Source organism: Variovorax davisae, from assembly GCF_030316845.1.
GTDB lineage: Bacteria > Pseudomonadota > Gammaproteobacteria > Burkholderiales > Burkholderiaceae_C > Variovorax > Variovorax davisae.
In genome coordinates this window covers 228,391-247,574 of the sequence record NZ_JASZYS010000010.1, presented here as the reverse complement: position 1 = coordinate 247,574, position 19,184 = coordinate 228,391, and the positions used below count along the sequence as shown (strand labels likewise).

General features: G+C 69.6%; 17 protein-coding genes. 5 read left to right on the top strand and 12 right to left on the bottom strand.

Annotated features, from left to right (window positions below; genetic code table 11):
* Positions 1-112: 112 nt before the first annotated feature.
* From QTI33_RS23090 to QTI33_RS23050, 9 genes are all read right to left on the bottom strand, one after another.
* Positions 113-814: an ABC transporter ATP-binding protein gene (locus tag QTI33_RS23090; RefSeq protein ID WP_286508677.1), complete on the bottom strand. Its 702-nt coding sequence runs from the start codon at positions 812-814 to the stop codon at positions 113-115.
* Positions 814-1,560 carry an ABC transporter ATP-binding protein gene (locus QTI33_RS23085; RefSeq protein ID WP_286508676.1) on the bottom strand — a complete coding sequence of 249 codons (747 nt, stop codon included), beginning with the start codon at positions 1,558-1,560 and terminating at the stop codon, positions 814-816. The genes QTI33_RS23090 and QTI33_RS23085 overlap by 1 nt, the downstream gene beginning before the upstream one ends.
* The gene (locus QTI33_RS23080; protein WP_286508675.1) at positions 1,557-2,528 is read right to left on the bottom strand and encodes a branched-chain amino acid ABC transporter permease; all 972 of its coding nucleotides are present in this window, start codon (positions 2,526-2,528) and stop codon (positions 1,557-1,559) included. The genes QTI33_RS23085 and QTI33_RS23080 overlap by 4 nt, the downstream gene beginning before the upstream one ends.
* A gap of 1 nt (position 2,529) precedes the next feature.
* Positions 2,530-3,402 (bottom strand): branched-chain amino acid ABC transporter permease, encoded by an 873-nt coding sequence (locus QTI33_RS23075; RefSeq protein WP_286508674.1) that lies wholly within the window; start codon positions 3,400-3,402, stop codon positions 2,530-2,532.
* Between the two features lie 19 nt (positions 3,403-3,421).
* The gene (locus QTI33_RS23070) at positions 3,422-4,588 is read right to left on the bottom strand and encodes an ABC transporter substrate-binding protein (protein WP_286508673.1); all 1,167 of its coding nucleotides are present in this window, start codon (positions 4,586-4,588) and stop codon (positions 3,422-3,424) included.
* 108 nt (positions 4,589-4,696) lie between these two features.
* A complete protein-coding gene (locus QTI33_RS23065) occupies positions 4,697-5,497 on the bottom strand; it encodes an alpha/beta fold hydrolase (RefSeq protein ID WP_286508672.1) in 801 nt (266 codons plus the stop codon).
* A complete protein-coding gene (locus QTI33_RS23060) occupies positions 5,494-7,044 on the bottom strand; it encodes a benzoate-CoA ligase family protein (RefSeq protein ID WP_286508671.1) in 1,551 nt (516 codons plus the stop codon). The genes QTI33_RS23065 and QTI33_RS23060 overlap by 4 nt, the downstream gene beginning before the upstream one ends.
* Before the next feature lie 36 nt (positions 7,045-7,080).
* Positions 7,081-8,634, bottom strand: coding sequence for a 3,4-dehydroadipyl-CoA semialdehyde dehydrogenase (locus QTI33_RS23055; protein WP_286508670.1), 1,554 nt, complete (start codon positions 8,632-8,634; stop codon positions 7,081-7,083).
* A complete protein-coding gene (locus QTI33_RS23050; RefSeq protein WP_286508669.1) occupies positions 8,631-9,095 on the bottom strand; it encodes a 4-hydroxylaminobenzoate lyase in 465 nt (154 codons plus the stop codon). Before QTI33_RS23050 ends, QTI33_RS23055 begins: the two co-directional genes overlap by 4 nt.
* A gap of 160 nt (positions 9,096-9,255) precedes the next feature.
* Between QTI33_RS23050 and QTI33_RS23045 the strand changes: the two genes are divergently transcribed.
* The 5 genes from QTI33_RS23045 to QTI33_RS23025 all read left to right on the top strand — a co-directional run bounded on the left by QTI33_RS23045 (position 9,256) and on the right by QTI33_RS23025 (position 15,225).
* Positions 9,256-10,188, top strand: coding sequence for a helix-turn-helix transcriptional regulator (locus QTI33_RS23045; protein ID WP_286508668.1), 933 nt, complete (start codon positions 9,256-9,258; stop codon positions 10,186-10,188).
* A 129-nt stretch (positions 10,189-10,317) separates the two neighbouring features.
* Positions 10,318-11,985, top strand: coding sequence for a 2,3-epoxybenzoyl-CoA dihydrolase (gene boxC, locus QTI33_RS23040; RefSeq protein WP_286508667.1), 1,668 nt, complete (start codon positions 10,318-10,320; stop codon positions 11,983-11,985).
* Positions 11,986-12,020: 35 nt separating this feature from the next.
* Positions 12,021-13,448 carry a benzoyl-CoA 2,3-epoxidase subunit BoxB gene (gene boxB / locus QTI33_RS23035; RefSeq protein ID WP_286508666.1) on the top strand — a complete coding sequence of 476 codons (1,428 nt, stop codon included), beginning with the start codon at positions 12,021-12,023 and terminating at the stop codon, positions 13,446-13,448.
* 62 nt (positions 13,449-13,510) lie between these two features.
* Positions 13,511-14,788 carry a benzoyl-CoA 2,3-epoxidase subunit BoxA gene (boxA, locus tag QTI33_RS23030; protein ID WP_286508665.1) on the top strand — a complete coding sequence of 426 codons (1,278 nt, stop codon included), beginning with the start codon at positions 13,511-13,513 and terminating at the stop codon, positions 14,786-14,788.
* A complete protein-coding gene (locus tag QTI33_RS23025) occupies positions 14,788-15,225 on the top strand; it encodes a MaoC family dehydratase (protein ID WP_286508664.1) in 438 nt (145 codons plus the stop codon). The genes boxA and QTI33_RS23025 overlap by 1 nt, the downstream gene beginning before the upstream one ends.
* 12 nt (positions 15,226-15,237) lie before the next feature.
* Here the strand turns inward: QTI33_RS23025 and QTI33_RS23020 are convergent, their stop codons facing one another.
* From QTI33_RS23020 to fahA, 3 genes are all read right to left on the bottom strand, one after another.
* The gene (locus tag QTI33_RS23020; RefSeq protein ID WP_286508663.1) at positions 15,238-16,053 is read right to left on the bottom strand and encodes a class I SAM-dependent methyltransferase; all 816 of its coding nucleotides are present in this window, start codon (positions 16,051-16,053) and stop codon (positions 15,238-15,240) included.
* 99 nt (positions 16,054-16,152) lie between these two features.
* Positions 16,153-17,775: a mechanosensitive ion channel family protein gene (locus QTI33_RS23015; RefSeq protein ID WP_286508662.1), complete on the bottom strand. Its 1,623-nt coding sequence runs from the start codon at positions 17,773-17,775 to the stop codon at positions 16,153-16,155.
* 72 nt (positions 17,776-17,847) lie between these two features.
* Positions 17,848-19,179 carry a fumarylacetoacetase gene (gene fahA, locus QTI33_RS23010; protein WP_286508661.1) on the bottom strand — a complete coding sequence of 444 codons (1,332 nt, stop codon included), beginning with the start codon at positions 19,177-19,179 and terminating at the stop codon, positions 17,848-17,850.
* Positions 19,180-19,184 lie beyond the last annotated feature (5 nt).

The window sequence follows — 19,184 nt, the reverse complement described above, 5'->3', positions numbered from 1 at the left end:
GCCACGCGTCGGCGGTTGTTCGGCATTTTTCTTCCTTGGTTCCGGGAACGGGCGGGGAGCGCCGCGCGATTCCTTGAAGGATCGGGCCTGCGCGCGAGCAGCGCGACCCCGCTCAGACGCCCAGCAGTTCTTCCAGCACGGCCGGCTCGGCGAGCAGTTCGGCCGACGCCCCGTGGCGCACGATGCGGCCCTTTTCCATCACCACCGCGAGGTCGGTGTGGCCGAGCACGCGGCGCCAGTCGCGGTCGACGATCAGGGTCGCGATGCCGGTCGAGCGGATGCCGGCGATCACGCGCCAGATCTCGGCCACGATCAGCGGCGCCAGGCCTTCGGTGGCCTCGTCGAGGATCATGAGCCGCGGGTTGGTCATCAGCGCGCGGCCGATCGACAGCATCTGCTGCTCGCCGCCCGACAGCTGCTGGCCGCCGTGCGACAGCCGCTCGGTGAGCCGCGGGAAGGTCGCCATCACGCGGTCGAAGGTCCAGTCTCGCTGGCCGTCGATGCCGGCGCGTGCGCTCATCACGAGGTTCTCGCGCACCGACAGGTTGGGGAAGATGCCGCGCCCTTCGGGCACGTAGCCGATGCCGCGCCGCGCCATCTTCTCGGGCGTCCAGCCGGTCACGTCCTGGTCGTCGAGCCGCACGCGCCCCGAGGCCGGCCGCACGTAGCCCATCAGCGAGCGGATCAGCGTGGTCTTGCCCATGCCGTTGCGTCCGAGCAGGCCGACCGAGGTGGCGGCCGGCATCGCGACGTCGACACCGCGCAGGATGTGGCTGTCGCCGTAGTAGGTGTTGAGGGCTTCGATCTGGAGCATCAGTGGTCCTCGCCGAGGTAGGCCGTCCGCACTTCGGGATTGGTCCGGATCGCATCCGGGTCGCCGGTCGCGATCACGGTGCCGTTGACCATCACCGTGATGCGGTCGGCGATGCGGAACACCGCGTCCATGTCATGCTCCACCAGCAGGATCGCGTGCGAGGCCTTGAGCCGCGTGAGCAGCCCCAGCATGCGCTCGGTTTCCTCGGCGCCCATGCCGGCCAGCGGTTCGTCGAGCAGCAGCACGCGCGGCCGGGTCGCCAGGCACATCGCGACCTCGAGCTGGCGCTTGGCGCCATGGCTCAGCGTGCCGGCGATGCGCTCGGCCACGCCGTCGAGGCCGGCCGCGGCCAGCGCCTCGCGGGCCGACGCATTGCTTTCGGCGCAGTGGCTGGACGATTGCCAGATGGCCCACGGCCGCGGATTCGCGGCCTGCGCCGCGAGCCGGCAGTTTTCCAGCACCGTGAACTCGGGGAAGATCGTGGTCCGCTGGTAGCTGCGGCCGACGCCGGCCAGCGCGCGGCGGAACTGCGCGCGGGTCGTGATGTCTTCGCCGTCGAGCGAGATGCGGCCGTCCGACGCATCGATCTCGCCCGAGAGCATGTTGATCAGGGTCGACTTGCCGGCGCCGTTGGTGCCGATCACCGCGTGCACCTCGCCGCGCCGCAGGTCCAGGTTGACCGCATTGACCGCGACCAGGCCACCGAAGCGGCGGGTGAGCGATTCGACCGCGAGCAGGGTGGTCATGCGGCAGCTCCCTTCGGCGGCTTGGCCGCCGCGGGCGACAGGCGCGCCGCGATGCCGATGATCCCCTTGGGCAGCAGCGCCACGAAGGCGATGATCGCCAGCCCCAGCGTGAGCTGCCAGTGGTCGGCCAGCGGCCCGACCAGCGCATGGGTGGAGAGCAGCTCTTTCAGCAGCGTGAAGGCGACCGCGCCGATCACCGCGCCGCGCAGGTGGCCGAGGCCGCCCAGGATGATCATCAGCAGCACCTCGCCCGAGTTGTGCCAGGCCAGCAGTTCGGGGTTGACGACGCCGTCGCGCGACGCCAGCAGGAAGCCCGCGAGCCCGGCCAGCGCGCCGGCGATCACGAAGGCCGCGAGCTTGTAGCCGTAGACCGCGAAGCCGGCCGCGCGCATGCGCTGCTCGTTGACCCGGATGCCGGCCAGCGCGGCACCGAAGCGCGAGCGCCGGATCAGCGCCAGCAGGCCGTAGGTCAGCACCAGCGCGGCCAGCACGACGTAGAACTGCGTGTAGCGGTTTTCCATGTCGAGGGCGCCGAGGGTCGGGCGGATGTACATGTAGATGCCGTCGCTGCCGCCGCCCAGGGCGGTGTCGTGGAAGACGAAGAAGGCCATCTGCGCGAACGCCAGCGTGACCATGATGAAGTAGACGCCGCGGGTGCGCAGGCTCAGCGCCCCGACCGCCAGCGCATAGGCCGCGGCCGAGCCCATGGCCAGGGGCAGCAGCAGTGCGATCGAGCCGCCGTCCTTGCCCGAGCCGAGCACCGTCGCGTAGGCGCCGATGCCGTAGAAGGCCGCGTGGCCCAGGCTCACGAGGCCGGTCATGCCGACCAGCAGTTCGAGGCTCAAAGCGAAGATCGACAGGATCATCACCTTGACCACCAGGTCGGACAGGTAGGGGCTCAGCATGGGGCCGAACACCGCCAGCACGATGGCGCACAAGAGGGGGATGGAATGGGAGAGGCGTTGCATGTCAGACCTTGCGCCCCATCAGGCCTTCCGGGCGCCATATCAGAACGATCGCCATCAGCACGTAGACGCCCATGCCGCTCAGCTCGGCGAAGAAGACCTTGCCGAAGGTGTCGACGAAGCCGACCAGCAGCGAGGCCACCAGGGCGCCGGTGATCGAGCCGATGCCGCCGATCACCACCACCACGAAACAGATGATCAGGACGCTGGCGCCCATGCCCGGGTAGACCGACGACATCGGCGCCGCGATCATGCCGGCCAGCGCGGCGAGCGCGACGCCGGCCGCGAACACGATGCGGTAGAGCCGGCGGATGTCGATGCCCAGCCCGCGCACCATGTCGCGGTTGCTGGCGCCGGCGCGGATCATCATGCCCAGGCGCGTGCGGTTGACCACGTAGTAGAGCCCGACCGCCAGCACCACGCAGGCGGCCGAGGCGAACAGCCGGTACCAGGGGTAGCTCATCAGGTCGCCGAGCGCGAAGCTGCCCTCGAGCCAGGGCGGCGCCTTGACGCCGTGGACGTCGTTGCCGACCAGGATCGAGCGCAGCTCCTCGAACACCAGGATCAGCCCGTAGGTCATGAGCACCTGCTGCAGGTGGTCGCGCTGGTAGAGGTAGCTGAAGAACGCCCACTCGAGCAGGTAGCCGAACACGGCGGCCAGCACCACGCCGGCCGCCAGCATCACGATGAACTGGTCACCGAACAGCGGCGACAGCGCGAAGGCCATGTAGGCCCCGAGCATGTAGAAGCTGCCGTGCGCCAGGTTGATGACGCCCATGATGCCGAAGATCAGCGTCAGGCCGGAAGCGACCAGGAACAGCAGCAGTCCGTACTGCACGGAGTTCAGGCACTGAACGAGAAAGGTACCGAAGTCCATGCAGTGTCTTCGCTCTCGATTACAGCTTGCAGCCGCGCGCGGGGTCGGCGAGGTTCTTGACGGCGATGTTCACCAGCTTGTTCTCGTTGCCCTCGACCTTGCGCAGGTAGACGTCCTGCACCGGGTTGTGCGCCTTGTTCATGGTGAACGTGCCGCGCGGGCTGTCGATCTTGGCCTTCTCGACCGCGGCGGCGAACTCGGCCTTCTTCGAGATGTCGCCCTTCACGGCCGCGAGGCCGATGCCGAGGATCTGCGCCGCGTCATAGCCCTGCACCGCGTACACATCGGGCTGCAGCTTGAAGCTCTTGGCGTAGGCGGTGCGGAAGGCCGTGTCGCGCGGCGTGTTCAGGCCGTCGGCGTAGTGCAGCGTGGTCTGCATGCCTTGGGCAGCATCGCCCTGCGCTTCGAGCGTGCCGTCGGTCAGGAAGCCGGGGCCGACCAGCGGGATGGTCTTGTTGAGGCCGGCCGCCGCATAGTCCTTGACGAACTTGACCGCGCCGCCGCCGGCGAAGAAGGCATACACCACGTCGGGCTTGGCCGCCGCGATCTCGGTCAAGAGAGCCTGGAACTCGACGTTCGGGAACGGCACCGTGAGCTGCTTGTCGACCTTGCCGCCGGCCTTCTCGAAGCCTTCCTTGAAGCCGGCCACCGATTCGTCGCCGGCCGCGTACTTCCAGGTGATGGTCATCGCCTTCTTCTTGCCCTGCTTGCCGGAGACCTCGCCCATCGCGTAGGCCGGCTGCCAGTTCGAGAACGAGCTGCGGAAGATGTTCTGGGCGCACATCGGGCCGGTGACCGCGTCGGCGCCGGCGTTCGGCACGATCAGCACGGTGCCGCTTTCCTTGGCCGCCTTGGCCATCGCCATCGCCACGCCCGAATGCACCGTGCCGATGATGACGTCGACGTTGTCGCGCTTGATCAGCTTGTTGACGTTGTCGGTGGCCTTGGCCGGGTCCGACTCGTCGTCGACCTTGACGAATTCGATCTCGCGGCCGGCGAACTTGCCGCCCTGCTCCTCCAGGCGCAGCCGGAAGCCGTTCTCGATCGCGACGCCGAGCGCGGCGTAGGTGCCGCTGAAAGGCAGCATCAGGCCCACCTTCAGCTTGCCCTGCTGGGCGTGCCCGAGCGTGGCGACACATGCGAGCGCCAGGGCGGTGAGGGTGGTGCGAGCGATGCGGTGGCTCATGAACTGTCTCCTTCGGTTGATTGAAATTACTTTACAGCTAAACTATTCATGACTCAAGTAAGAGTTTCCCCCAGGGACACCGTTCCGCTCGCGCGGGCGGGCGGGTCTTCAGGGGGAGTTTTCTGCCTTGACAAATGAAGCGGTCGCCACTATCGCCGTTTCGGGCTGATCGCGATGCGGGGAATGCCCGCAGTCGGGAATCTCCAGCAGCCGGGTCTGGGGCACGCGCTCGGCGATGCCGCGGATCTGGCGCAGGGTGCCGTACTCGTCGTCGACGCCCTGGATCGCCAGCACCGGGCAGCGGATGGCGTCGAGCTCGGGCTCGATGTTCCATAGCCTGAAGGGCGGGTGCAGCCAGATCCGGTTCCAGCCCCAGAAGGCGGAGTCGACGTCGTCGTGGTAGCGCCCGAGCTTCTGCCGCAGGTCGGTCTCCAGGTAGGCCTGGCGCGCCAGCTCGATGTTGGCGACCGTCACGTCCTCGACCAGGATGTGCGGCGCCATGACCACCAGCCCGGCCACGCGGTCGGGGAAGCGCGCCGCGTACAGCAGCGCGATCGAGCCGCCGTCGCTGTGGCCGAACAGCCAGGGCTTTTCCTCGAGGCCGATGGCCTCGAAGAAGGCCGGCAGCACCTCGTGCGCCTGGCGGTGCATGAAGTCGACGTCCCAGGTCTCGTCGGCATCGCGCGGCGTCGAGCGGCCGTAGCCGGGGCGCGAGAACACCAGGCCGCGGAAGCCGCCGGCGGTGCACAGGCGCTCGGGGAAATCCTTCCACATCGAGATCGAGCCCAGGCCTTCGTGCAGGAAGACCAGCAGCGGGGCCTCGCTGCGCTCGGGTGCGATGCGCTGGTATTCGACGCGCACCTCTTTCCCCCGCCAGCGGATGGCGGCAAATTCGGAGTCGGGCGTCACTTTTGCTGTTCCCGTTCGCGCAGGCGGAAGCGCTGGATCTTGCCCGTGGCGGTCTTCGGCAGTTCGTCCACGAACTCGATGAAGCGCGGGTACTTGTAGGGCGCCAGGCGCTCCTTGACGAAGGCCTTGAGCGCGTCCTCGCCGACCGACTGGCCGTCCTTGCACACCACGTAGGCCTTGGTCTTGGTCAGGCCGTCGGCGTCTTCCTTGCCGATCACCGCGGCCTCGAGCACCGCCGGGTGCTGCATCAGCGTGGCCTCGACCTCGAAGGGCGAGACGTAGATGCCGCTCACCTTGAGCATGTCGTCGCTGCGGCCGGCGTAGGTGTAGTAGCCGTCGGCGTCGCGCGAGTACTTGTCGCCGCTCTTGGTCCAGCCGTCTCGGAAGGTCTCGGCGCTTTTCTCCGGGTTGCCCCAGTACATGGTGGCCGTGCTCGGGCCCTTGATGTAGAGGTCGCCGACTTCGCCGTCCGCGACCGGCTGGCCGTCCTCGCCGCGCAGCGCGATCTCGTAGCCCTCGACCGGGCGGCCGGTGGTTCCGTAGCGGATGTCGCCGGGCCGGTTGGAGATGAAGATGTGCAGCATCTCGGTCGAACCGATCCCGTCGACGATCTCGCAGCCGAAGTGGGCCTTGAAGCGCTGGGCGATCTCGCCCGGCAGGGCTTCGCCGGCCGAGGAGCACATGCGCAGCGCGACCGCCTCGCGCGCCGGCAGATGGGGCGAGGCCAGCATGCCGGCGAAGCCGGTGGGGGCACCGAAGAAGACGGTTGGCTTGTGCGCACCCGTCCAGCGCTTGAAGGTGGCATCGGGCGTCGGCCGCTCGGCCATCAGCAGCACCGTGGCGCCGACCGACAGCGGGAAGGTCAGCGCGTTGCCCAGGCCGTAGGCGAAGTACATCTTGGCGGCCGAGAAGCAGACGTCGTCCTCGGCCAGGCCCAGCACCGGCTTGCCGTACAGCTCGGCGGTCCACCAGGGGTTGCCGTGGGTGTGGACCGTGCCCTTGGGCTTGCCGGTGGAGCCCGAGGAATAGAGCCAGAAGGCATGGTCCTGCGGCGTGGTGGCGGCCGGCGCCGCGAGCGGCTCGCTGGCCGCGATGGCCGAGTCGAAGTTCTGCGCACCGTCGGGCAGGGCGCCCGTCGGCTGCGACACGAACAGCGCGCGAAGCGGGTGGGCGCCCTTTTCGATCGCCTCCTGCAGCACCGGCAGCAGCGCGCCCGACACCAGCGCCGCGGTGGCGCCGCTGTGGGCCAGCATGTAGGCGTAGTCGTCGGCCGTGAGCAGCGTGTTGACCGCCACCGGCACCACGCCCGCATAGAGGCTGCCCAGGAAGCTGACCGGCCAGTCGCTGCCGTCGAGCATCAGCAGCAGCACGCGGTCCTCGCGGCGGATGCCGCTGGCGAGGAGGGCGGTGGCCAGCCGGCGCGCGCGGTCCTCGAGCTGGCCGTAGCCGAGCGCGCCGCGGTCGTCGATGTAGGCCGCCTTGGTGGCGCGGCCGCGGTTCAGCGCGAACAGGTGCTCGGCGAAGTTGAAGGTGTCGGGCAGGGTCATCGTGCGTCTCCTCGGATCGTCTCGTCTTGCTTCGGCCTACTGGATGCCGAGCTGCGCCAGCACCGCGGGGCTGGCCTGCACCGCGCTCTTGCGGTGATAGAAGTCCAGCGCCCGCAGGCCGCCGAGCTCGGCGCCGCCGCCGGCGCGGCCCGGGCCGCCGTGCATCGACATCGGCATCACGTTGCCGTGGCCGGTCTGGGCCTGCGCCACCTCGGGCGAGATCACGTGCACGCGGCCGTGGCTGGCGGCCAGCTGCACCGCCGCCTGGCCGAGCGCGGCATCGTCGGCGCCGTACAACGAGGTCACGAGCGAGCCCTGGCCGCGCTGGGCGAGCGCCACCGCATGGTCGAGATCGCGGTAGGGCAGCAGCGTGGCGACCGGGCCGAAGACCTCGATGTCGTGCACGCGACCGGCCGCGTCGGCATCGCGTGCGCCGAGCAGCACCGGGCCGATGCAGGCTGCGACGGCCGGGTCGGCGTCGACCAAGGCCTTGCCGCTGCCGTCGTGCAGCACGGCGGCCTGGGTCTTGAGCGCTGCCAGCCCCTCGCGCACCGCGGCCAGCTGGGCCCGGCTCACCAGCGCGCCCATGCGCACGCTCTCGTTGCGCGGATTGCCGACCGTGACGCCCGCCAGCTTGGCGCCGATGGCTTCGGCGGCCGCGTCGTAGACCGCGGCGGGCACCAGGATGCGACGGATCGCGGTGCACTTCTGGCCCGACTTCACGGTCATCTCGCGCACCACTTCGCGCACCAGCAGGTTGAAGGCCTCGCTGCCGGGCGCGGCGTCGGGCAGCAGCAGCGCCGAGTTGAGGCTGTCGGCCTCGATGTTGACGCGCGCCGAGCGCTGGGCCACGGCCGGGTGCGAGCGGATCACGGCGCCGGTTTCGGCCGAGCCGGTGAAGGACACCACGTCGAAGGGCTGGAGCTGGTCCATCAGGCCGGCCGAGCTGCCGCAGATCACCGACAGGGCGCCGGCCGGCAGCACGCCGGCCTCGACCACGTCGCGCACCATGCGCTGCGTGAGCCAGGCGGTCGAGGTGGCGGGCTTGACGATCACCGGCACGCCCGACAGCAGCGCCGGGGCGGCCTTCTCCCAGAGGCCCCAGGAGGGGAAGTTGAAGGCGTTGATGAACAGCGCCACGCCGCGCGTCGGCACCTGCAGGTGCTGCGACAGGAAGACCGGCTCCTTGCCGAGCCTGGCGGCATCGCCGTCGCGCAGCGCGCGCACGTCGCCGAGCGCATCGCCCCACTTGGCGTACTGGCCGAGCGTGAAGATCGCGCCGTCGATGTCGACCGCCGAATCGTTCTTCACCGTGCCCGAGTTGGCGGTGGCGATCTCGTAGTAGCTGTCGCGGTTGGCCTGCAGCACCTTGACGATCGCGGCCAGCAGGCCGGCGCGTTCGCGGTAGGTCAGGGCGCGCAGCGCGGCCCCGCCGCTGTCGCGGGCGAAGCGGAAGGCGGCGGGCAGGTCGAGCCCGGTGGCGTCGACCCGCGCCAGTTCAGTGCCGAGCACCGGATCGAAGAGCGCCGTGCCGGCGCCGCTGCCGGCCTGCCAGCGGCCGGCGACGTGGTTGGGGAGGAGTTCGGTCATTTCGTGAAGCTGATCTGCCCTTCGGGCAGCAGATAGAGGACCAGCGCGCGTCCCTGGGCGACGGTCGGGTGATGGGCGCTGCCGGGCGGGTAGACGCACCAGCCGGCCGGCCGACCGTCGAAGGTCGCGTCGCCCTCGAGCGGCATGATCAAATCGATCTCGCCGTTGGGATGCGTGTGGTGCGGCCCGGCGAGGTCGCGCATGTCGACCACGTCGACCGAGAATCGGCTCAGTGCATCCTCGGCCTTGAAGACCCGCCCGTAGCGGATGCCGCCGCCTTCGCGCTCGCACAGCCAGCCTTCGGCGACGCCGTCGATGCAGGCCTGCCGGAGCTTTTCGAAGCTGGGGCTGCCGGCGCCGTGCTGGCTGTTGAGCCACTGGTCGAGATCCTGGTCGAGCGGGCGGCCGGCGATCTGGCCGGTGAGGTCCGCAACGAGTTGGTGGAAGCTGTCTTTGGACATGGGCGTGTTCATGCGTGGGGTTGAACTTGCGGCAATTGCCTGCGTGCAGTATCTTGCCTGTGAGCGAACCATAAGCACCGACTCCTGAGGTGTCAAGCAATATAATGCATGTACTGGTGTTAACCCTGAAGCCGAAGCGCCGGCAGAGCGAAAGCGAGTCATGAACCAGCGAGCTGAGGAGGCGGTGCTGTCCGCCTCTCCCGAAGTCCCGGCGCCGGCCGAGGAAGCCAAGAACCCCCTGCTGGCGGCGCTCGGCGAGCGCGTGCGCAACCTGCGTGCGCGCCGCGGCCTCACGCGCAAGGCGGTGGCGCTGGCGGCCGACGTCTCGGAGCGCCACCTGGCGAACCTCGAATACGGGATCGGCAACGCCTCGATCCTGGTGCTGCAGCAGGTCGCGAGCGCGTTGCAGTGCTCGCTGGCCGAGCTGGTCGGCGACGTCACGACCATTTCGCCCGAGTGGCTGCTGATCCGCGAACTGCTCGAGGACCGCAGCGAGGCCGACCTGCGGCGGGCCCGGATCGCGCTCGGCGAACTGCTCGGCACCGCGGCCGGCGACCCGGCGCGGCACCGGCGCATCGCGCTGATCGGGCTGCGCGGCGCCGGCAAGTCCACGCTCGGCCAGATGCTGGCCGACGACCTGGACATGCCCTTCATCGAGCTGAGCCGCGAGATCGAGAAGATCGCCGGCTGCAGCGTGCGCGAGATCCACGACCTCTACGGCACCAACGCCTACCGCCGCTACGAGCGCCGCGCGCTCGAGGAAACCGTGCAGATCTACGGCGAGGTGGTGATCGCCACGCCCGGCGGCATCGTCTCCGACCCGGCCACCTTCAACCAGCTGCTGGCGCACTGCACCACGGTCTGGCTGCAGGCCGCGCCCGAGGAGCACATGGGCCGGGTGGCGGCCCAGGGCGACACCCGCCCGATGGCGGCCAGCAAGGAAGCCATGGACGACCTGCGGCGCATCCTGAGCGGGCGGGCCGCGTTCTATTCGAAGGCCGACCTCAGCGTCGACACCGGCGGGCAGGACCTGGCGCAGAGCTTCGCCCGTTTGCGAACCGCGGTGCGCGAGGCGATGGCGCAGGCCGACTGAGTCTTTTCATAGGTAAAAAAGTCTGCGAAGGGTTGACGTGCGCCAGAACATGCAGCATGATGCATGTTCTGGCGATCGATAAGTGCACTATTGTTCCTAGCCAGCCCCCCGACACCCCAGGAGACCTGCATGACCGACAGCACCCCAGCCCTTCGCGTGGATTACCGCACCGACCCCACCCAGTACCGCCACTGGAAGCTCAGCGTCGAGGGCCCGGTGGCCCGGCTGTCGCTCGACATCGCGGAAGACGGCGGGATCCGCCCCGGCTACAAGCTCAAGCTCAACAGCTACGACCTGGGCGTCGACATCGAGCTCAACGACGCACTCAACCGCGTGCGCTTCGAACACCCTGAAGTCCGCTCGGTGATCGTCACCAGCGGCAAGGACCGGATCTTCTGCTCGGGCGCCAACATCTTCATGCTCGGCGTCTCCAGCCACGCCTGGAAGGTGAACTTCTGCAAGTTCACCAACGAGACCCGCAACGGCATCGAGGACACCTCGAAGCATTCGGGCCTCAAGTTCATCGCCGCGGTCAACGGCGCCTGCGCCGGCGGCGGCTACGAGCTGGCGCTGGCCTGCGACGAGATCATCCTGGTCGACGACCGCTCGTCCTCGGTCTCGCTGCCCGAAGTGCCGCTGCTCGGCGTGCTGCCCGGCACCGGCGGCCTGACCCGCGTCACCGACAAGCGCCGCGTGCGCCATGACCTGGCCGACATCTTCTGCACCAGCGTCGAAGGCGTGCGCGGCCAGCGCGCGGTCGACTGGCGGCTGGTCGACGCGATCGCCAAGCCGGCCCAGTTCGGCGCCGCGGTGCAGGAGCGCGCCGCCAAGCTGGCCGAGGGCAGCGACCGCCCGGCCAACGGCAAGGGCGTGAGCCTGACCCGCCTGGAGCGCCAGGACGGCGCCGACAGCCTGCGCTACGCCCATGTCTCGGTCGACATCGACCGCGCCCGCCGCACCGCGACGCTGACCATCAAGGCGCCCACCGGCACGCAACCCACCGACATCGCCGCGATCGAAGCCGCCGGCGCCGCCTGGTGGCCGCTGGCGATGGCGCGCCAGCTCGACGACGCGATCCTGAACCTGCGCACCAACGAACTCGACATCGGCACCTGGCTGCTCAAGACCGAGGGCGACGCCCAGGCCGTGCTGGCCAGCGACGCCACGCTGGTCGCCCACCAGGACCACTGGCTGGTGCGCGAAACCATCGGCGCACTGCGCCGCACGCTGGCCCGGCTCGACGTCTCGTCGCGCAGCCTGTTCGCACTGGTCGAAGAGGGCTCCTGCTTCGCCGGCACCCTGGCCGAGCTGGCCTTCGCGGCCGACCGCGCCTACATGCTGGCGCTGCCCGACGCGCCCGAGAAGGCGCCCAAGCTGAGCTTGAACGAACTCAATTTCGGCTTCTTCCCGATGGTCAACGACCAGAGCCGCCTGCAGCGCCGCTTCTATGAAGAGAGCGCGCCGCTGGAAGCCGCCCGCGGTGCCGCCGGCAAGGCCCTCGACGCCGACGAGGCGCTCCAGCTCGGCCTGGTCACGATGGCGCCCGACGACATCGACTGGGCCGACGAGATCCGCATGGCGATCGAGGAACGCGCCGCCATGTCGCCCGACGCGCTGACCGGCCTGGAGGCCAACCTGCGCTTCGCCAGCAAGGAGAACATGAACACCCGCATCTTCGGCCGCCTCACCGCCTGGCAGAACTGGATCTTCAACCGCCCGAACGCGGTCGGCCCCAAGGGCGCGCTGAAGGTCTACGGCACCGGCGAGAAGGCCGGCTTCGACTTGAACCGCGTCTGATCCCACCCGCTTCGCAACGAACCAAGGACAACGAAATGAGCACGGTCAACTACAGCGAAAAGATCCCCAATAACGTCAACCTCGGCGAAGACCGCACCCTGCAGCGTGCGCTCGAAGGCTGGCAGCCGAACTTCGTCAACTGGTGGGACGACGTCGGCCCGGACGGCTCGACCGCCTACGAGGTCTACCTGCGCACGGCCGTCAGCGTCGACCCGCAGGGCTGGGCCCAGTTCGGCCACGTCAAGATGCGCGACTACCGCTGGGGCATCTTCCTGAATCCGGGCGACGCCAACCGCGAGATCCACTTCGGCGACCACAAGGGCGAGAAGGCCTGGCAGGACGTGCCCGGCGAGCACCGCGCCAACCTGCGCCGCATCATCGTCACGCAGGGCGACACCGAGCCGGCCTCGGTCGAGCAGCAGCGCCACCTGGGCCTGACCGCGCCCAGCATGTACGACCTGCGCAACCTCTACCAGATCAATGTCGAGGAGGGCCGCCACCTGTGGGCGATGGTCTACCTGCTGCACAAGCACTTCGGCCGCGACGGCCGCGAGGAAGCCGAGGCGCTGCTGCAGCGCCAGTCGGGCGATGCCAACAACCCGCGCATCCTGGGCGCCTTCAACGAGAAGACGCCCGACTGGCTGGCCTTCTTCATGTTCACCTACTTCACCGACCGCGACGGCAAGTTCCAGCTGTCGGCGCTGGCCGAGAGCGCCTTCGATCCGCTGGCGCGCACCACCAAGTTCATGCTGACCGAAGAGGCGCACCACATGTTCGTGGGCGAGAGCGGCGTGTCGCGGGTGCTGCAGCGCACCGCCCAGGTGATGAACGAGCTCAAGACCGACGACCCGCAGAAGGTGCGCGCGGCCGGCGCCATCGACCTCGGCACCATCCAGCGCTACCTGAACTTCCACTACAGCGTGACCATCGACCTGTTCGGCGCCGACCAGTCGAGCAATGCCGCCATCTTCTACAGCTCGGGCCTCAAGGGCCGCTACGAAGAGGGCAAGCGCACCGACGACCACGTGCTCAAGGGCCAGACCTACAAGGTGCTCGAAGTGGTCAACGGCCAGCTGGTCGAAAAAGACGTGCCGATGCTCAACGCGCTCAACGAAGTGCTGCGCGACGACTTCATCAAGGATTCGGTGGCCGGCGTGCAGCGCTGGAACAAGGTGCTCGAGAAGGCCGGCATCCCGACCCGCCTGACCGTGCCGCACAAGGCCTTCAACCGCCAGATCGGCGCCCTGGCCGGCATCAAGATGTCGCCCGATGGCCGGGTGGTGAACGAGGCCGAATGGGCGGCCAAGAAGAACGAATGGCTGCCGACGCCCGACGACTTCGCTTTCGTGGCATCGTTGATGGGCCGGGTGGTCGATCCGGGCAAGTTCGCCGGCTGGATCGCGCCGCCGGTGATGGGCATCAACCGCCAGCCGGTCGATTTCGAATACGTCCGTTTCGGTTGACCATCGACGGCGCCGCGGCGCCGTCGAAAGGCGGCCCCGCGGCGACATAAAGGAGACTCACGATGGACATGGCAGTCGACGTTTCGGTCATCAGGCAGCACCTGATCGACCCCGAGATCTGCATTCGCTGCAACACCTGCGAAGCCACCTGCCCGGTCGATGCGATCACGCACGACGACCGGAACTACGTCGTCCGCGCCGATGTCTGCAACGGCTGCATGGCCTGCATCTCGCCGTGCCCGACCGGCTCGATCGACAACTGGCGCACCATGCCCGTGGTGCGCGCCTATTCGATCGAGGAGCAGCTGACCTGGGACGAACTCCCGGCCGAACTCACGCCCGAGCAGCTGGAAGCCGAAGGCGTGGGCGAGCCGCAGGAGGCGCTGCAGCAGGTGCCGGCGGCGCCACCGCAGCCAGCGGCAGAGGCGGGCGAAGTGGCTTTCAATTCGGCCCAGTACGGCGCCACCGTGCCGCCCTGGTCGGCGGCCCATGCCTACACCAACCTGCATCCGCCGAAGAGCCCGACCACGGCCACCGTGGTCGGCAACTTCAACTGCACCGAGGCCGGCTACGAGAACCAGACCCACCACATCGTGCTCGACTTCGGCGCCATGCCGTTCCCGGTGCTGGAAGGCCAGTCGATCGGCATCATCCCGCCCGGCACCGATGCCAACGGCAAGGCGCATTTCGCGCGCCAGTACTCGATCGCCAGCCCGCGCAACGGCGAGCGGCCCGGCTACAACAACATCTCGCTGACCGTCAAGCGGGTGCTGGAAGACCACCAGGGCAAGCCGGTGCGCGGCGTCGCCAGCAACTACGTGTGCGACCTCAAGGTCGGCGACAAGGTGCAGGTGATCGGGCCCTTCGGATCGTCCTTCCTGATGCCGAACCACCCGAAGTCGCACATCGTCATGATCTGCACCGGCACCGGCAGCGCGCCGATGCGCGCGATGACCGAATGGCGCCGGCGGCTGCGCAAGAGCGGCAAGTTCGAGGGCGGCAAGCTGATGCTGTTCTTCGGTGCCCGCACCCAGCAGGAGCTGCCGTACTTCGGTCCGCTGCAGACCCTGCCGAAGGACTTCATCGACATCAACTTCGCCTTCTCGCGCACGGCCGGCCAACCCAAGCGCTACGTGCAGGACCTGATGCGCGAACGCGCCGCCGACCTGGCCGAGCTGCTGAAGGATGGCCAGACCCACTTCTACGTCTGCGGCCTGAAGAGCATGGAAGAGGGCGTGGTGCTCGCGCTGCGCGATGTCGCGACCGAGGCCGGGCTGGACTGGGACCAGGTCGGCATGGGCCTGAAGCGGGAAGGCCGGCTGCACCTGGAAACCTACTAATGAAATTTGCGGACTTCCACGAAGGCCAGGCCATCGAGGCCGGCCCCTACCTCGTCACCGAAGCGGAAGTCCTGCAATTCGCCCGGGCCTACGACCCGCAGTGGTTCCACACCGATGCCGAGGCGGCCAGCGAAGGCCCTTTCGGCGGCTTGATCGCGAGCGGCTGGCACACCAGCGCGATCGCGATGCGGCTGGTCACCGATGCCGCGCTGGCGGGCTCCGAGTCGTTCGCCTCGCCGGGGCTGGCCTTCCTCAAGTGGCCGAACCCGGTGCGACCGGGCGACAGCCTGCGGCTGGTGGCCGACGTGATCGAGGTACGGCGCTCCGAGAAGCGGCCGCACCTGGGCATCCTGCGCTGGCGCTGGCGCCTCTTCAACCAGCGCGAGCTGCCGGTGCTCGACCTCGAGGCGACCAGCCTGTTCCGGCTGCCGTCCTGACAAGGCTCGTGATCAGGGCCGCGTCGCCACCGTGAGGATGGCGGGCATCGGCACCGCGTAGCCCTCGGCGTTGCGGCAGGGCGCGAGCGCCTGCAGGATCGCGGCGTCGATGGCGTCCGCGCTGCCGTCCTGCTGGCGCTGCAGGGTGCCGCGCGTGCGCACCGTGGCGGTCTTGAGGGTCCGCAGGATGGCTTCGCCGGAGGCGGCCCTGAAGGTCTGCGGGACCGGCGTCACGAAGCACGCCACGAAGCCGGCCGCGGCGAGCACGGGGCGGCTCACCGACGGGTCGGCGAACATGAACATGCCGGGGCCCGCCGGCAGCCCGACGTCGAGCGCGCCGTGGATGCGGATGGCATCGAGCACGGCGCCGAACAGCCGGGTCTTCGGCGGCAGATCCCAGACCGTGAAGGCCAGCCGCCCGCCCGGTTTCAGCACCCGGAAGGCCTCGCCGAAAAAGCGCTCGGGCTCGGGGAAATGCAGCACGCCGTAGTTGGCGATGACGGCGTCGAAGCGCTGGTCCTCGAACGGCAGCCGGCCGGCATCGCCTTCCTCGAAATGCACGGCGGGGTGGCGGCGCCTGGCGAGGCGCACCTGCTCGGCCGAGAAGTCGATCCCCGTGACCTCGGCGCCGCGTGCCTGGGCCGCGCCGGCCGCGTGCCCGGCGCCGGTCGCCACGTCGAGCACCGACTGACCGGGGGCCACGCCGGCGCCGTCGAGCAGGGCCTCGATCGATTGGGCCGTCAGGCCCGCCATGAGGTCGTCGTAGCTGGCGCACACCGCGGGGTCGGTCCAGCCCGCATGCTCGAAATCACGGAACGACGCGGTCATCGGGTCCTCCTGTGGCGGGGCTGCGGCCCCTTTCGCGCAGAGAGGATGATCCTTTTGCGGACCGGCGACAAGTCCGCGCCAGGCTGACCGTGTCCGCCCTCACTCCGCCGGCGCCGGCCGCCAGCCTTCCCTGGGCACCAGCACCGGCTCCGGCGGCTGGAGCGCGAAGTGCGGCGACATGATCTGCACGCCGTACTCGTTGAAGACGTCCTGGATGTGGCCGTGCAGCGCATCCAGCACGTCGTACTTGGGCGCGCCCACGCGCATGAAGACATTCAGTTCGTAGGCGATGTAGAAGTCCTGCAGCTGCACCTGCCGCACCGTCGGCGCCGGCGCGGCCAGCAGGTCGGGCGTGCGGCCGGCGGCCATCAGCAGCATCGCCTGCACCTGGCGCCAGGGGCTGTCGTAGCCGATCGTGACCGAGGTCGCCAGCGCGATGCCGCCGTCGCTGGCCTTGGTGGTGTCGCTCGAATTCAGGATCCGGGTGGCGACCACCACCGAATTGGGCAGCGTGACTTCCTGGTCGAGCCGGTTGCGCAGTTTGGTCGAGAGGGTGCCGAGTTCGACCACGTAGCCCTCGGATTCGCCGATCTGGACGTAGTCGCCGGGCCGCAGCGCGCGCGAGTAGATCAGCACGAAGCCCGACATGATCTGCGACACCACGCCCGACGACCCGAGCGTGACCAGCACCCCGAAGAAGACGCTGAGCCCCTTGAACGCGTTGGAGTCCGACCCCGGGATGAAGGGGTAGGCGACCACCGCCGCGAACAGCCAGACCAGCACCACCGTCAGCCGCCGGGTGGCGCCGATGGTGTCGCTCTGCAGCGCGGCGACCTTCACGCCGCTCGCATGCGCGGCGTTGAAGAGCGTGTGCAGGCCGCGCACCGCCAGGTGCGCGAGGAAGAAGATCACGGCCACCATCGCCAGGTCGGGCATGGCGTGCAGCACCGCGACCGCGACCCGGGAGGCGACCCCGACCAGCGAGGCGTCGAGCGTGTCGCCCCAGGGGTGGGTGTAGGGAAAGCGGGTCAGCACGTAGGCCAGCCAGACATAGGCCGCCATCAGGATCAGGCCGACCTTGAGCCACTGGACGGCATAGCCCAGCAAGGTCACGGCGATCCGGCGGGCATCGAACAGGGGCCGTGCCGACGCCCGCTCGCGCGGGCCCCGCATCCGCGCCTCGATGCGCCCGGCCATGAACTGCAGCGCCAGCACCACCGCCGCGAGCACCAGCGTGGCGAGCGCGGCCCCGCCGAGCGCGATCGCGAACTGGCGCTTGCTGGCCTGTGCCTGGCGCGCCAGCAGCGCCTGGTGCAGCCGCGAGGCCGCCTGCGCAGCCACCTGCGCCAGCGCCGGGTCGCCGGGCTCCAGGTCGTTGGCGAACACCGCGAACAGCGTGCCGCCGTCCAGCATCACCGCATAGCCGGGCACGCCTTCGTGGCTGAAGTTGGCGACCTCGACCGGCGCACCGAGGCTGGCCAGCGGGAGGTCGCCGATGCGCTCGGCGGCCCGGTCGGCGCGCTGCTGCGGCGAAAGGCCGAACATCGGCATCCGGAAGACGAAGACCGTGCGGTTCCAGACCTTGAGCGTGGCGCCGGTGGGCGGGGCTTCCTGGGCGGCTGCGGCAACTGCCGCCGCACTCATCGCGAAGGCCAGCAGCCAGGCGCACCGGCGCAGGCGCGCCACGGGAAGCATGAAGAAGCAGACGAGTGGAAAGGCCATCCCGAAGTCGTTCCTTTGCGCTGGGGTGGCGGAAAGTACACCACGATCGGCCAGCCCGGACAAGGCGCGGCGTCAGGCCGGCGTCGACCCGCGGGCCGGCAGCACCGTCCCCCGGCTCTCGCCGAAGCCGATCCGTGCCGCGCCCGGCTTCTCGCACCACCCGCGCAGCATCACGGCGTCGTCGTCCTGGAGGAAGGCGCGCGTGTCGCCGCCGGCGAGCGCCACCGGCGCCTGCCCGCCGCGGGTGAGCTCGATCATGGCGCCGGCCTCGCCCGGCCCGGGCCCGGAGATCGTGCCGCTGCCGAACAGGTCGCCCGGGTTCAGGCTGCAGCCGCCCACCGTGTGGTGCGCCACCATCTGGGCGATGCTCCAGTACTGGTGGCGGAAGCTGGTCCCCGACAGGCGCGTCGGCCCGCTGCCGGCGGCGCGGTCGCGCGCGCTCTCCAGCCAGACCTCGAGCCGGATGTCGATCGCACCCTGCGCGCGGTTGGCCGCGCCCTCGAGGTAGTCCAGCGGCTGCGGATGGTCGGCCGGCCGGGTCCAGGCGCTGCGGTAGGGGGCCAGTGCGTCCAGGGTGACGATCCACGGCGACACCGTGGTGGCGAAGTTCTTCGCCAGGAAAGGCCCGAGCGGCGCCATCTCCCAGAACTGGATGTCGCGCGCCGACCAGTCGTTGAGCAGGCAGAGGCCGAAGACGTGGTCTTCGGCGCGGTCGAGCGGGATGGCTTCGCCGGCCGCGTTGCCCCGGCCGATGTAGATCCCGAGTTCGAGCTCGTAGTCGAGCCGTGCGCAGGGGCCGTAGACCGGCGCGCCGGCCCCGGGTGCCATCGTCTGGCCCATCGGCCGGTGGAAGCGCTGGCCGCTGACGCCCAGCGTCGACACGCGCCCGTGGTAGGCGATCGGGATCCACTGGAAGTTCGGCGTGATCGGATCGTCGGGCTTGAGCAGGCGGCCGATGTTCAGCGCATGGTCGATCGAGGTGTAGAAATCGGTGTAGTCGCCGATGCGCGCCGGCAGGGTGAATTCGGCCGCCGACTGGGGCCGCAGGCAGGCGCGCATCGCGTCGGCGGTGGCCGCGGCGGCGTCTGCCGCCAACGCGGCGAACAGCGCGTGGCGCAGCGCGCGCCAGGCGGCCGGGCCGAGGGCGAAGAAGTCGTTGAGAACAGGCTGCGCGCACGCGCGTGCGGCCTGCAGGGCCGGGCCATCGAGCGTTCCGAGATCGGCCAGCGCCGCCAGGTCGACGACCTGGTCGCCGATCGCCACCCCGCCACGGAAGGCCTCGCCGCTGCCGGCCACGCGGAACACCGCGAACGGCAGGTTCTGGATCGGAAAGTCGCAGCGCGCGGCCTGGGCCGAGGCGAGCCAGCTGCGGGCCGCGGGGTCGTGCGTGTGGTCGAGCGGCATGGCGG